Source organism: Streptomyces sp. NPDC048337, from assembly GCF_043201175.1.
Lineage (GTDB): Bacteria > Actinomycetota > Actinomycetes > Streptomycetales > Streptomycetaceae > Streptomyces.
In genome coordinates this window covers 32,264-45,393 of the sequence record NZ_JBICYR010000019.1, presented here as the reverse complement: position 1 = coordinate 45,393, position 13,130 = coordinate 32,264, and the positions used below count along the sequence as shown (strand labels likewise).

At 72.4% G+C, this 13,130-nt stretch carries 12 protein-coding genes; 8 read left to right on the top strand and 4 right to left on the bottom strand.

The features are described from left to right. The first annotated feature begins 115 nt into the window (after nt 1-115). The 4 genes from ispG to ACGFYU_RS26885 all read left to right on the top strand — a co-directional run bounded on the left by ispG (nt 116) and on the right by ACGFYU_RS26885 (nt 4,617). A complete protein-coding gene (ispG, locus tag ACGFYU_RS26900; protein ID WP_393829889.1) occupies nt 116-1,273 on the top strand; it encodes a flavodoxin-dependent (E)-4-hydroxy-3-methylbut-2-enyl-diphosphate synthase in 1,158 nt (385 codons plus the stop codon). Nucleotides 1,274-1,424: 151 nt separating this feature from the next. Beyond that, nucleotides 1,425-2,270, top strand: coding sequence for a GNAT family N-acetyltransferase (locus ACGFYU_RS26895; protein ID WP_393829888.1), 846 nt, complete (start codon nt 1,425-1,427; stop codon nt 2,268-2,270). A 64-nt stretch (nt 2,271-2,334) separates the two neighbouring features. After that, nucleotides 2,335-2,877 carry a GNAT family N-acetyltransferase gene (locus ACGFYU_RS26890; RefSeq protein WP_393829887.1) on the top strand — a complete coding sequence of 181 codons (543 nt, stop codon included), beginning with the start codon at nt 2,335-2,337 and terminating at the stop codon, nt 2,875-2,877. A 42-nt stretch (nt 2,878-2,919) separates the two neighbouring features. Beyond that, nucleotides 2,920-4,617 carry a proline--tRNA ligase gene (locus ACGFYU_RS26885; RefSeq protein ID WP_393829886.1) on the top strand — a complete coding sequence of 566 codons (1,698 nt, stop codon included), beginning with the start codon at nt 2,920-2,922 and terminating at the stop codon, nt 4,615-4,617. A 187-nt stretch (nt 4,618-4,804) separates the two neighbouring features. On the opposite strand, the gene ACGFYU_RS26880 is transcribed toward ACGFYU_RS26885, so the two are convergent. From ACGFYU_RS26880 to ACGFYU_RS26865, 4 genes are read right to left on the bottom strand one after another with little or no spacing between them, the layout of a single operon-like run. Next, the gene (locus tag ACGFYU_RS26880) at nt 4,805-5,737 is read right to left on the bottom strand and encodes a slipin family protein (protein WP_393829885.1); all 933 of its coding nucleotides are present in this window, start codon (nt 5,735-5,737) and stop codon (nt 4,805-4,807) included. Between the two features lie 51 nt (nt 5,738-5,788). Continuing rightward, nucleotides 5,789-6,691, bottom strand: coding sequence for an aminoglycoside phosphotransferase family protein (locus ACGFYU_RS26875; RefSeq protein ID WP_393829884.1), 903 nt, complete (start codon nt 6,689-6,691; stop codon nt 5,789-5,791). A gap of 34 nt (nt 6,692-6,725) precedes the next feature. Continuing rightward, the gene (locus ACGFYU_RS26870) at nt 6,726-7,166 is read right to left on the bottom strand and encodes a ferritin-like domain-containing protein (protein ID WP_393829883.1); all 441 of its coding nucleotides are present in this window, start codon (nt 7,164-7,166) and stop codon (nt 6,726-6,728) included. Then, entirely contained in the window at nt 7,163-7,759 is a 597-nt protein-coding gene (locus ACGFYU_RS26865; protein ID WP_393829882.1) for a hypothetical protein, read from the bottom strand. The genes ACGFYU_RS26870 and ACGFYU_RS26865 overlap by 4 nt, the downstream gene beginning before the upstream one ends. Nucleotides 7,760-7,872: 113 nt before the next feature. Here ACGFYU_RS26865 and rimP point away from each other — a divergent pair, with 113 nt between their 5' ends. The 4 genes from rimP (at nt 7,873) to infB (ending at nt 13,069) form a co-directional block, all read left to right on the top strand. Further along, nucleotides 7,873-8,385 (top strand): ribosome maturation factor RimP, encoded by a 513-nt coding sequence (gene rimP / locus ACGFYU_RS26860; RefSeq protein WP_393829881.1) that lies wholly within the window; start codon nt 7,873-7,875, stop codon nt 8,383-8,385. A 2-nt stretch (nt 8,386-8,387) separates the two neighbouring features. Next, nucleotides 8,388-9,386, top strand: a complete 999-nt coding sequence (nusA, locus tag ACGFYU_RS26855) for a transcription termination factor NusA (protein ID WP_393829880.1) — start codon at nt 8,388-8,390, stop codon at nt 9,384-9,386. Between the two features lie 136 nt (nt 9,387-9,522). Beyond that, complete coding sequence (locus ACGFYU_RS26850; RefSeq protein WP_393829879.1) at nt 9,523-9,810, top strand: YlxR family protein; 288 nt, start codon at nt 9,523-9,525, stop codon at nt 9,808-9,810. A gap of 148 nt (nt 9,811-9,958) precedes the next feature. Further along, nucleotides 9,959-13,069 carry a translation initiation factor IF-2 gene (gene infB, locus ACGFYU_RS26845; protein WP_393829878.1) on the top strand — a complete coding sequence of 1,037 codons (3,111 nt, stop codon included), beginning with the start codon at nt 9,959-9,961 and terminating at the stop codon, nt 13,067-13,069. Nucleotides 13,070-13,130 lie beyond the last annotated feature (61 nt).

Sequence of the window (13,130 nt, the reverse complement as noted above, 5' to 3'; positions counted from 1 at the left end):
GTTCGGGTGGCGCACCCCCCTCGGATGCGTGGAGCGCTCGGTGATTGGCGTAACCTCGAAGGCCGGAGCCCGCCGATCTCGGGACCTCGATCCACACCTTGGGGTTGCACAGCAGATGACTGCCATCTCTCTCGGAATGCCGGCCGTGCCGACGAAGCTTGCCGACCGCAGGGTCAGCCGCAAGATCCACGTCGGATCGGTCGCCGTCGGCGGCGACGCACCCATCTCGGTGCAGTCGATGACCACGACCCGCACCTCCGACATCGGCGCCACGCTCCAGCAGATCGCCGAGCTGACCGCCTCCGGCTGCAACATCGTCCGCGTGGCCTGCCCCACGCAGGACGACGCCGACGCCCTTGCCGTCATCGCGAAGAAGTCGCAGATCCCGGTCATCGCCGACATCCACTTCCAGCCCAAGTACGTGTTCGCCGCGATCGACGCCGGCTGCGCCGCCGTCCGCGTGAACCCGGGCAACATCAAGCAGTTCGACGACAAGGTCAAGGAGATCGCGAAGGCCGCGGGCGACGCGGGCACCCCGATCCGTATCGGCGTCAACGCCGGCTCCCTCGACGCGCGGCTGCTGAAGAAGTACGGCAAGGCCACCCCCGAGGCGCTGGTCGAGTCCGCGCTGTGGGAGGCCTCCCTCTTCGAGGAGCACGGCTTCAGCGACATCAAGATCTCGGTCAAGCACAACGACCCGGTGGTCATGGTCAACGCCTACCGCCAGCTGGCCGCCGCCTGCGACTACCCGCTGCACCTGGGCGTCACCGAGGCCGGCCCCGCCTTCCAGGGCACCATCAAGTCCGCCGTGGCCTTCGGCGCGCTGCTGTCCGAGGGCATCGGCGACACCATCCGCGTCTCTCTCTCGGCCCCGCCGGTCGAGGAGGTCAAGGTCGGCAACCAGATCCTGGAGTCGCTGAACCTCAAGCCGCGCCGCCTGGAGATCGTCTCCTGCCCGTCCTGCGGCCGCGCCCAGGTGGACGTGTACAAGCTGGCCGAGGAGGTCACGGCGGGCCTGGAGGGCATGGAGGTCCCGCTGCGCGTCGCGGTCATGGGCTGCGTCGTCAACGGCCCCGGCGAGGCCCGCGAGGCCGACCTCGGCGTGGCCTCCGGCAACGGCAAGGGCCAGATCTTCGTGAAGGGCGAGGTCATCAAGACCGTCCCCGAATCGAAGATCGTGGAGACCCTCATCGAAGAGGCCATGAAGATCGCCGAGCAGATGGAGAAGGACGGCGTCCCCTCCGGCGAGCCCAGCGTGGCCATCGGCGTCTGACCATCGGCGTCCGAGCAGCACGGCCCGCCCCGGCCCCGTTCCCGCAGCTCGCGGGCGGGGCCGGGGCTTTTTCACGACCCCTGCGACGCGGCATCCGCGAGCCGTGCCGGGTACAGTGCGGAGATCAGCAGACTTGCATGGTGAGGCCCCAGTGTTGACGCAGACCACCACCCGGGTCCTTGAGCCCAGTGATCTCGACGCCGCGCTCGAAGTCCTCGGACGCGAGCCGGTCGAGAACGCCTTCGTCACCTCCCGGGTCCAGGTCGCCGGACTCGACCCCTGGCGTCTGGGCGGCGAGATGTGGGGCTGGTACGCCGACGGCGAGCTCCGCTCCCTCTGCTACGCCGGCGCCAACCTGGTCCCCGTCTGCGCCGGACCCGACGCCGTACGCGCCTTCGCCGACCGGGCCCGCCGCACCGGCCGCCGCTGCTCCTCCATCGTCGGCCCCGCCGAGGCCACCCGGCTGCTGTGGCAGCTCCTGGAGCCCAGCTGGGGCCCGGCCCGCGACGTCCGCTCCCACCAGCCGCTCATGGTCATCGAGAGCCCGTCCACCACGGTCGACCCCGACCCCCTCGTCCGCCGGATCCGCAAGGACGAGATGGAGCTGATCATGCCCGCCTGCGTGGCCATGTTCACCGAGGAGGTCGGCATCTCGCCGATGGCGGGCGACGGCGGACTGCTCTACCAGGCCCGCGTCGCCGAGCTCGTCGGCAGCGGCCGCTCCTTCGCCCGGGTCGAGGACGGCAAGGTCGTCTTCAAGGCGGAGATCGGCGCCGCCACCGCCCGCGCCTGCCAGATCCAGGGCGTATGGGTGGCCCCCGAGTTCCGCGGCCGCGGACACTCCGAGACCGGCATGGCCGCCGTCGTCGAGTACGCCCTGCGGGACGTGGCACCCGTGGTCAGCCTCTACGTGAACGACTTCAACACCGCCGCCCGGGCCTCCTACCGGCGCGTGGGCTTCCGCGAGGTCGGCGCCTTCATGAGCGTGCTGTTCTGAGCCTCCCGTTGCGAACAGGCCGATGCCATACCGGCGGGCCCGTACCCCGCAGTAAGGTCGCCGCATGCTGCCTACCGGACTCCGCATCGGCCCCCTCGACCTCGCCGCCCGCGTGGACGAGGCCCTGCGCGTGCAGGCCGTCGCCTTCGGCCTCAGCGAGGAGGAGGTCGGCATCCGGCGCTACATCGTCCAGCGCCACATGACCTGCCGCGGCGCCCGCGCCCTCGGGGCGTTCACCGAGGACGACGCTCTCACCGGCTTCGTCTACGGGATGCCCAACGACCGGACCCACTGGTGGTCCACGATCGTCGAGCCCTATCTGCGGGCCGCCGGGCACGAGGACTGGCTCGACGGCTCCTTCGTCATCACCGAGCTGCACGTCCACCCCGGCTTCCAGGGCCACGGCGTCGGCCGCGCGCTCATCACCGGCATCACCGACAGCGCCGCCGAGAAGCGCTCCATCCTCTCCGCCATCGACACCGAGAGCCCCGCGCGCGGCCTCTACCGGGCCCTCGGCTACGCGGACCTCGCCCGCCAGGTCCACTTCCCGAGCGCGAGCCTCCCGTACGCCGTCATGGGCGCCCCCCTGCCGCTCCTGCGGCCCTGAAACCATTTCTGGCCCCCGTACGACCCCCGGTAGCCTCCCTGCATGTCTACGCAACACGTGCAGCGCATGTCCCGCCTCATGGCCAAGACCCTCCGCGAGGACCCGGCCGACGCCGAAACCCTCAGCCACCGGCTCCTGGTCCGCGCCGGCTACGTCCGGCGCAGCTCGGCCGGGGTGTGGACGTGGCTGCCGCTCGGCAAGCGGGTGCTGGAGAACGTCTCGCGCGTCGTCCGCGAGGAGATGGACGCGATCGGCGCGCAGGAGGTGCTGCTGCCCGCGTTGCTGCCGAAGGAGCCGTACGAGGTCAGCGGGCGCTGGTCGGAGTACGGGGACCTGCTCTTCCGCCTCAAGGACCGCAAGGGCGCGGACTACCTGCTCGGCCCCACCCACGAGGAGATCTTCACCCTGGTGGTGAAGGACCAGTGCACCTCGTACAAGGACCTGCCGGTCATGCTCTACCAGATCCAGACCAAGTACCGCGACGAGGCGCGGCCCCGCTCCGGGGTGCTGCGCGGGCGCGAGTTCCAGATGAAGGACTCCTACTCCTTCGACGTGTCCGACGAGGGCCTGGCGGAGTCCTACCGGCTCCACCGCGAGGCCTACATCCGCATCTTCGAGCGCCTCGGCCTGGACCACCGGATCGTGTCGGCGGTGTCGGGTGCCATGGGCGGCTCGGCGTCCGAGGAGTTCCTGGCGCCGGCGGAAGCGGGCGAGGACACCTTCGTGGACTGCCCGTCCTGCGACTACGCGGCGAACACGGAGGCCGTCACCTTCGCCCTGGCGCCGGCGGCCGGCGACGGGCACCCGGCGCTGGAGGAGGTGGACACCCCGGACACCCCGACGATCGAGACCCTGGCCGCGCACCTGGGGGTCCCCGCCTCGGCGACCTTGAAGAACCTGCTGGTGAAGGTCGACGGCGAGATCGTGGCCGTCGGCGTGCCGGGGGACCGCGAGGTGGACCTCGGCAAGCTCGGCGAGCACCTGGCCCCGGCGGTGGTGGAACTCGTGACGGCCGAGGACTTCGTGGACCGGCCCGATCTCGTACGGGGCTACGTGGGCCCGCAGGGCCTGGACAAGGTCCGCTACCTGGCCGACCCGCGGGTCGCGCCGGGAACGGCGTGGGTGACGGGCGCCAACCGCGTGGACACGCACGCCCGGAACGTGGTCTGCGGGCGGGACTTCGAGGTGGACCAGTACCTGGACGTGGTCGTCGTGGAGCCGGGCGACCCCTGCCCCCGCTGCGGTTCCGGCCTCAAGCTGGACCGGGCGATCGAGATCGGCCACATCTTCCAGCTGGGCCGCAAGTACGCGGACGCCTTCGGGCTGGACGTGCTGGGCCGGGAGGGCAAGCCGGTCCGGGTCACGATGGGCTCGTACGGCATCGGGGTCTCCCGGGCGGTGGCCGCGCTGGCCGAGCAGACGGCGGACGAGCGCGGGCTGTGCTGGCCGGCGGCGGTGGCCCCGGCCGATGTCCACGTGGTGGCGGCGGGCAAGGCCGTGCCGCTCGCGCTGGCGGAGCAGGCCGCTTCGGCCCTCGCCGACTCCGGGCTCCGCGTCCTGCTGGACGACCGGCCCGGCCTCTCCCCGGGCGTGAAGCTCACGGACGCGGAGCTGATCGGTGTCCCGTGGATCCTGGTCGCGGGCCGCCGCTCCGCCGACGGCGTGGTCGAACTCCAGAACCGCCGCACCGGCACCCGCGAGGAACTCCCCCTCCCGGAAGCCCTGTCCCGCCTCCGCTAGCCCTGCGGGGCTTCCCCCACCCCGCCCCTTCCCGAAACCGGGGCTTGCGACCCCGGCCGCCGCTACCGGGGCTCCGCCCCGGACCCCCGCGCCTCAAACGCCGGCGGGGCCGCCCCCAGGTCTTTGCGGGTCCGGGCAGCGCCCGGGGAACGAAGGAAGGGCGGTAGGGGACGGCTCCGCGCAGCGGCTACTCGGGGCGGTCGTCCGGGGGCGGCGAGCCGTCCAGGGTCAGGCCCGGGGTCGGGCCCGACTCGTCGGCCGTCCGGCCGGTGATGCCGGGGGGCTCGGCGTCCGCCGGCGGGCCGGGAGCGGGGGGAGGCGGCGGCTGCGCCGCATCGGCTTCGGCCGCCCCCGCCGGAGGCGGCGCGGCGCGTTCCAGGAAGCGGAGGAGTTCCACCGGGAAGGGCAGCACCAGCGTCGAGTTCTTCTCGGCGGCCACGGCCACGACCGTCTGCAGCAGCCGCAGCTGCAGCGCCGCCGGCTGGTCCGACATCACCGCCGCCGCATCCGCCAGCTTGTGCGAGGCCTGGAGCTCCGCGTCCGCGTTGATCACCCGCGCCCGCCGCTCCCGGTCGGCCTCCGCCTGCCGCGCCATCGACCGCTTCATCGTCTCCGGCAGCGAGACGTCCTTGATCTCCACCCGGTCGATCTGCACCCCCCACCCCACCGCCGGACTGTCGATCATCAGCTCCAGCCCCTGGTTGAGCATCTCCCGGTTGGACAGCAGGTCGTCCAGGTCCGACTTGCCGATGATCGACCGCAGCGAGGTCTGCGCCATCTGCGAGACGGCGAAGCGGTAGTCCTCCACGGCCACGATCGCGTTCGCCGGGTCGACGACCTTGAAGTACACGACCGCGTCCACCCGCACCGTGACGTTGTCCCGGGTGATGCCCTCCTGGGCCGGCACCGGCAGCGTCACGATCTGCATGTTGACCTTCCGCAGGCGGTCCACGCCCGGGACGATCACCGTGAAGCCGGGACCCCGGATGTCATCGCGCAGCCGACCGAAGCGGAAGACCAGGCCCCGCTCGTACTGCTTCACCACCCGCGCGGCGGCGCCCACGTAGGCCAGGATCCCCACACCGGCGGCGATTCCCGCGGTCAGCAGTTCTTCGACCATGACGGCCCCCTGCGGGACAAGCCGGACATACCTTCCTACCTACGGTATGCCCTACAGCCAGGCCGCGAACTCCAGCAGCTGCTCGGCGTCCCGCCGCCGCCCGGCCGCCAGCGCCCGGTTCCCCGACTCCACCGCCCGGAACACCGTCCAGCCCCGCAGCCGGTCCCGGTCCACCTCCAGGGCGTCGGCCAGCTTGTTCACCCTGCGCCGGGCGCCCGCGGCCCCCGCCGAGGAGGCCACCTGGTCCTCCAGCCGGTCCCGGACCAGCCGCGCCAGGTCGTACGCCCGCTCGCCGGTCAGCGGCTCCGGACCCACCGTCAGCCACGGCGCGCGCTCGCCCGCCAGGACCTTGCCCTGCCGGAAGTTCCCGTGCAGCAGGAGCTCCTCCGGCGGGGCCGCCACCAGCTCCTCGCGCATCGCCAGCGCCGTGTCCGCCAGGGCCCGCACCTCCGCCGGGGCCGCCCGCAGCGCCGCCGACTGCCGTTCGGTCCGCTCCGCCACCGTCTCCCAGTCGTGCCCGGCCGGCGGCGCCACCCACAGCCTGCGCAGCGTGCCGCTGGCCTCCAGCAGCGCCTTCGCCTCCGGCAGCGACCGCAGCGAGACCTCGGGGTGCAGCCGCTCCAGCAGCAGAGCCCCGTCCTCCTCGTGGTACCGGGTGTCCAGGACCCGTACGGCTCCAAAACCGCCCCAGTGCGCCAGCGCGGCCAGTTCCCGGTCGGGCCGGGCCTGCGGCGGCGCCAGCTTCAGGGCGGCCGGGGTCCCGTCGGCGTACCGGACGAGGACGACCAGACTGCTGCGCCCGCCCGGGGCCTGCACCCGCTGGGCCTCCACCCCGCGCCGGGCCAGCGCGGCTTCGGCGAGCTTCGGCAACTGCCGCAGCCAGTCCGCGTCCCGGTCCGATCCCGGCATCTCGCCGAGCGCCCGTACAAGCCGCTCCGGCGGTTCGAAAGCCATGCGTGCGTGGTCCCTTTCAGCTGATCAAGGCTCGTTATGCGCGTTCCGTGAGCCCAGGGAAGGCTACGCCGCCACCACGCCACCTCGCCGCGCGCACGGCCGCGGCGCTCAGCGCGTCGGCCGCCATGCGGCGCAGCGGGCCCTCCGCCGCCCGCACCAGATCGGAGTACGCGCCCGCCACCCGGTCCTCGATCTCGGCGGCCAGCCGCTCGGCGTCGGCGGGGGTGCGCACCTGGAACGGCAGGGCGTACGCGGCCTCCGCGGGCCGGGGCGCCCCGCCCAGCTCCCGCACGGTCCGGGCGAGCGCGTCACGCCGGGCGAGGTGGCCGGCGTAGGCCTCCCGGGCCTCCGTCGCACGGGCGCCGGCGGTCCGGGCGCCGATCACCCCGTAGCCGTACGCGGCCGCGTGCTCGGCGGCCAGGGCGGCCTGGGCGGCCTCCTGGGGCCGGCCGGCGGGGGAGGGTTCGGGGGTCACGACTTGGCTCCCGGGGTCGAGGTCAGCAGGTAGGCGTGGACGGCGCCGCAGGCGGCCACCGAGGCCAGCATCCGGGCCAGCTCCCCCGGAGCCCCGGCCAGGTCGATGGTCCGGGACTCCGACAGGCTGCGCTCGGCGTCGGCCAGGGCGGTCAGGGCGTCCTCGGCCTTGGGCGGCACCGGCTCCGCGCTCGGCGCGGGAGCGGCCGCCCCCGTGGCACCGGACGGGGGCGGCGACGCGGACCGGGACGCCGACGGCGAGCCGGCGGGTGTGGGGGACAGGGCCGCCGCGTGCGCGGCGACGGCGGCGCGCAGCGGGGCCAGCCGCCCCGCCAGGGCCGGATGGGCGGCGGCCGTGGCGTCGTAACGTTCCAGCAGTCGGCCGCTCTCACGAACGGCCGCCTCCCGCATCCGCCGTTCGAGTGGAATCGCGGGGTCACCGTCGGGCGAGGGGCCATCGGAGCACCCGGCGAGCAGGGCGGCACCGGCCGCGCCGGCGGCACCGGCGAGCAGGCTCCTTCTCGACGGCCGGGGTGGCAGGGTCCAGGGCACGGCGACGTCCTCGGGGGTGATGGCGGGGCAGGGTGTGATCACGGTACCCGGGGCCCTGTCCACAGGGCTGACGGCAACACCCTCCGCGACCGGATACCCTTTGACCTGACACACGACGAAACCACAACAGCACACGCGGCCGAGGAGTCACCCGGATGAGCACCACCCAGAGCGACAGGCTGCGCGGACTGCTGGAGCCGCTCGTCGCCGCCAAGGGCCTGGACCTCGAAGAGATCGAGATGTCCCGGGCGGGCAAGCGCCGGATGCTGCGCATCATCGTGGACTCCGACGAGGGCGTGGAGCTGGACGCGTGTGCCGAGCTGAGTCGAGAGGTCTCCGACCGGCTCGACGAGACCGATGTGATGGGCGAGGACGAGTACGTCCTCGAGGTGAGCTCGCCGGGCGCCGACCGCCCGCTGACCGAGCACCGTCACTACGTGCGGGCGATCGGCCGTCTCGTGAAGTTCCAGCTCTCCGCCGAAGGTGAGAAGGGTGCCGGGGAACTCATCGCCCGCGTCCTTGACGTGGACGAAGAGGGACTGGACCTCGAAGTTCCGGGCGTGAAGGGCCGCAAGGCGACCGCCCGCCGCATTGCTTTCACCGACATCGCCAAGGCGCGTGTCGAGATCGAGTTCAGCCGCAAGGACAAGAAGGAAGAGGAGGCGTAGTCGTGGACATCGACATGAGTGCCCTGCGGGGTCTGGTCCGGGAGAAGGAGATCTCCTTCGACCTGCTCGTCGAGGCGATCGAGTCGGCCCTCCTCATCGCGTACCACCGGACCGAGGGGAGCTTCCGCCGCGCCCGCGTCGTGCTGGACCGCACCAACGGTCACGTGGTCGTGTGGGCGACGGAAGACCCGAGGGACCTCGAAGAGGGACAGGAGCCCAAGGAGTTCGACGACACCCCGTCGGACTTCGGCCGGATCGCCGCGACGACCGCCAAGCAGGTGATCCTCCAGCGTCTGCGCGACGCCGAGGACGACCTGACCTTCGGCGAGTTCGCCGGCCGTGAGGGCGACGTCATCACCGGCGTCGTGCAGCAGGGCAAGGACCCCAAGAACGTCCTCGTCGACATCGGCAAGCTGGAGGCCATCCTGCCGGTGCAGGAGCAGGTCCCCGGCGAGGAGTACACGCACGGGCTGCGCCTGAAGGCGTACGTCGTGCGCGTGGCGAAGGGCGTCCGCGGCCCGTCCGTGACCCTGTCGCGCACCCACCCCAACCTGGTGAAGAAGCTCTTCTCGCTGGAGGTCCCGGAGATCGCCGACGGCAGCGTCGAGATCTCGGCGATCGCCCGCGAGGCCGGCCACCGCACCAAGATCGCCGTACGGTCCACCCGCTCGGGCCTCAACCCGAAGGGCGCCTGCATCGGCCCGATGGGCAGCCGCGTGCGCAACGTGATGGCCGAGCTGCACGGCGAGAAGATCGACATCGTCGACTGGTCGGACGACCCGGCGGAGATGGTCGCGAACGCGCTGTCACCCGCCCGGGTGAGCAAGGTCGAGGTCGTCGACTGGGACACCCGCTCCGCCCGGGTGACCGTGCCCGACTACCAGCTGTCGCTGGCCATCGGCAAGGAGGGCCAGAACGCCCGCCTCGCCGCGCGGCTCACCGGCTGGCGGATCGACATCCGGCCCGACACCGAGCAGCCGTCGGAGCAGGCCGGGGAATAAACCGGTACCGCGGGGGGCTACCCCAGCGGTAGACAGGGACCAACCGCGGGCCCCCACCGGGGGTCCGCGATTCAACAACATCCGTTCGATTTATCACCTGAAGGGGTGAGGTCGGTACGGGGAGGTAGACTTAGGCGTGTCTGGCCGGACGCAAGCCCGCGCATGCCCCGAACGCACCTGTGTGGGGTGTCGGGAGCGAGCGGCCAAGAGCGATCTGCTGCGCATCGTGGCGATCGAGGACGAATGCGCCCCCGATCCTCGCGGTACGCTGCCCGGCCGGGGTGCGTATGTGCACCCTGCCGTGGTCTGCCTCGACCAGGCGGTCCGCCGCCGGGCGTTCCCCCGGGCCCTTCGGTCCGCCGGAGCGCTCGACACGACGGAACTGCGCAAAGCCCTGGCCGTGGAGGCCGGGGCGACACCGTAAGAAGAAGTACGGCACGGATACCCCGTGCGGTCAGGTACCTCGCGAGTTGGAAGTAGGTCGAGATTGCGATGAGCACTCGATGAGTACGCGATGAGTACGCCCATGAAGTAGCGACGGTCCGGCGTAACCCGGACCTAAAAGGAGCGAAGTGGCTAAGGTCCGGGTATACGAACTCGCCAAGGAGTTCGGAGTTGAGAGCAAGGTCGTCATGGCCAAGCTCCAGGAACTCGGTGAGTTCGTCCGTTCGGCGTCCTCGACGATCGAGGCGCCGGTTGTACGCAAGTTGACTGACGCACTGCAGGGGCCCGGCGGCAACGCCGGCAAGACCGCTGCAAAGCCCGGCGCGCCCCGCAAGGCCGCGCCCGCCAAGCCCGCGGCGCCCTCCCCGGCCGCTGCGGCACGTCCCGCTGCCCCGAAGCCCGGCGCACCGGCCCCCAAGCTGGCCGCTGCCGAGGCCCCGGCCGTCAGCGCCCCGGTGACCCCGGCCGCCCCCGGCCCGCGTCCCGGCCCGAAGGCTCCGGCCGCCCCGAAGCCCGCTCCGGCGGCGCCCGTGGCGACCGAGTTCTCCGCGCCTCCGGCGGCTCCGGCCGCCCCGGCGCGCACCGAGCGTCCCGCCGCGGCCCCCGGTCCGCGTCCGGCGCAGCAGCGTCCCGCCGCCCCGGGCCAGCCGCAGGCCGGCGCCCGTCCCGGCGCCCCGCGCCCGGCCGGCGCCACCCCCGGTGCCGGCGCTCCGCGTCCCGGTGCCGCGGCCCCGCGCCCGCAGGGCGCCCGTCCGGCCGGTCCCCGTCCGGGCAACAACCCGTTCACCTCTGGTGGCTCCACCGGCATGGCGCGCCCGCAGGCGCCCCGTCCGGCCGGCGCCCCCCGTCCCGGTGCCCCCGGCGCCGGCGGCCAGGGTGCTCCCCGCCCGCAGGGTGGTCCCGGCGGCGCTCCGCGGCCGCAGGGTCCCGGCGGCGCCCGTCCGACCCCGGGCGGCATGCCCCGTCCGCAGGGCGGCGCCCCGCGTCCGGGCGGTGCTCCCGGTGGTAACCGTCCGAACCCGGGCATGATGCCGCAGCGTCCCGCTGCCGGTGGTCCCGGTCCCCGTCCCGGTGGCGGCCCCGGTGGCCGTGGTCCCGGTGCCGGTGGCCCGCGTCCCGGTGGCGCCGGTCGTCCCGGTGGCGGCGGCTTCGCCGGCCGTCCGGCCGGTCCCGGCTCGCGTCCCGCGGGCGGCGGCGGCTTCGGCGGCCCGCGTCCCGGTGGCGGCGGCTTCGGCGGCGGTCCGGCCGGTGCCGGTGGCGGCGGTCGTCCCGGCTTCGGCGGGCGTCCCGGTGGTCCTGGTGCCCGTGGTGGCACGCAGGGTGCCTTCGGCCGTCCCGGCGGTCCGGCCCGTCGCGGTCGCAAGTCCAAGCGCCAGCGTCGCCAGGAATACGAGGCCATGCAGGCCCCGTCCGTCGGCGGCGTGATGCTGCCCCGCGGCAACGGCGAGACCGTTCGCCTGTCGCGCGGTGCCTCCCTCACCGACTTCGCGGAGAAGATCAACGCCAACCCGGCGTCGCTCGTCGCCGTGATGATGAACCTCGGCGAGATGGTCACGGCCACGCAGTCCGTGTCCGACGAGACCCTCCAGCTCCTCGCGGGCGAGATGAACTACGAAGTTCAGATCGTCAGCCCGGAGGAGGAGGACCGCGAGCTCCTCGAGGGCTTCGACATCGAGTTCGGCGAGGACGAGGGCGGCGAGGAATTCCTTATGCCGCGTCCGCCGGTCGTCACCGTCATGGGTCACGTCGACCACGGTAAGACCCGCCTGCTCGACGCCATCCGCAAGACGAACGTCGTCGCGGGCGAGGCCGGTGGCATCACCCAGCACATCGGTGCCTACCAGGTCTCCACCCAGGTCAACGACGAAGACCGTCGCATCACCTTCATCGACACCCCGGGTCACGAGGCGTTCACCGCCATGCGTGCCCGTGGTGCCAAGTCGACCGACATCGCGATCCTCGTGGTCGCGGCCAACGACGGCGTCATGCCGCAGACGATCGAGGCGCTCAACCACGCCAAGGCCGCCGGCGTCCCGATCGTCGTCGCGGTCAACAAGATCGACGTCGAGGGTGCCGACCCGGTCAAGGTGCGCGGTCAGCTCACCGAGTTCGGTCTGGTCGCCGAGGAGTACGGCGGCGACACGATGTTCGTCGACATCTCCGCCAAGCAGGGTCTGCACATCGACTCCCTGCTCGAGGCCGTCGTCCTCACCGCCGACGCCTCGCTCGACCTCCGCGCCAACCCGGAGCAGGACGCTCAGGGTATTGCGATCGAGTCCCACCTCGACCGCGGCCGCGGTGCCGTCGCCACCGTCCTCGTCCAGCGCGGTACCCTCCGCGTCGGCGACACGATGGTCGTGGGCGACGCCTACGGCCGAGTGCGCGCCATGCTCGACGACAAGGGCAACAACGTCGAGGAAGCGGGTCCGTCGACCCCCGTCCTGGTCCTGGGTCTCACCAACGTCCCCGGCGCCGGCGACAACTTCCTCGTCGTCGACGAGGACCGCACCGCCCGTCAGATCGCCGAGAAGCGTGCTGCGCGCGAGCGCAACGCCAACTTCGCCAAGCGCGTCCGCCGGGTGTCCCTGGAAGACCTCGACTCGGTCCTGAAGGCCGGTCTGGTCCAGGAACTCAACCTCATCATCAAGGGCGACGCGTCCGGTGCGGTCGAGGCCCTCGAGTCCTCGCTGCTCCAGCTCGACGTCGGTGAAGAGGTCGACATCCGCGTCCTGCACCGCGGTGTGGGTGCGGTCACCGAGTCCGACATCGCCCTGGCGATGGGCTCCGACGCCATCGTCATCGGTTACAACGTCCGTGCGGCCGGCCGTGCCGCGCAGATGGCGGACCGCGAGGGCGTCGACGTCCGCTACTACTCGGTGATCTACCAGGCCATCGAGGAGATCGAGGCGGCCCTGAAGGGTCTCCTCAAGCCGGAGTACGAAGAGGTCGAGCTCGGTACGGCGGAGGTCCGCGAGATCTTCCGCTCGTCCAAGCTGGGCAACATCGCGGGTGTTCTCATCCGCTCCGGCGAGGTCAAGCGCAACACCAAGGCGCGCCTGCTGCGCGATGGCAAGGTCATCGCGGAGAACCTCACCATCTCCGGTCTGCGCCGCTTCAAGGACGACGTCACCGAGATCCGCGAGGGCTTCGAGGGTGGTATCAACCTCGGTTCCTTCAACGACATCAAGGTCGACGACGTCATCGCGACGTACGAGATGCGGGAGAAGCCGCGCGCGTAAGCGCGGGGCGGTTCACACCGTGTCGTAACGCGTAACACCGGGGCCGGTCGACGGAATATCC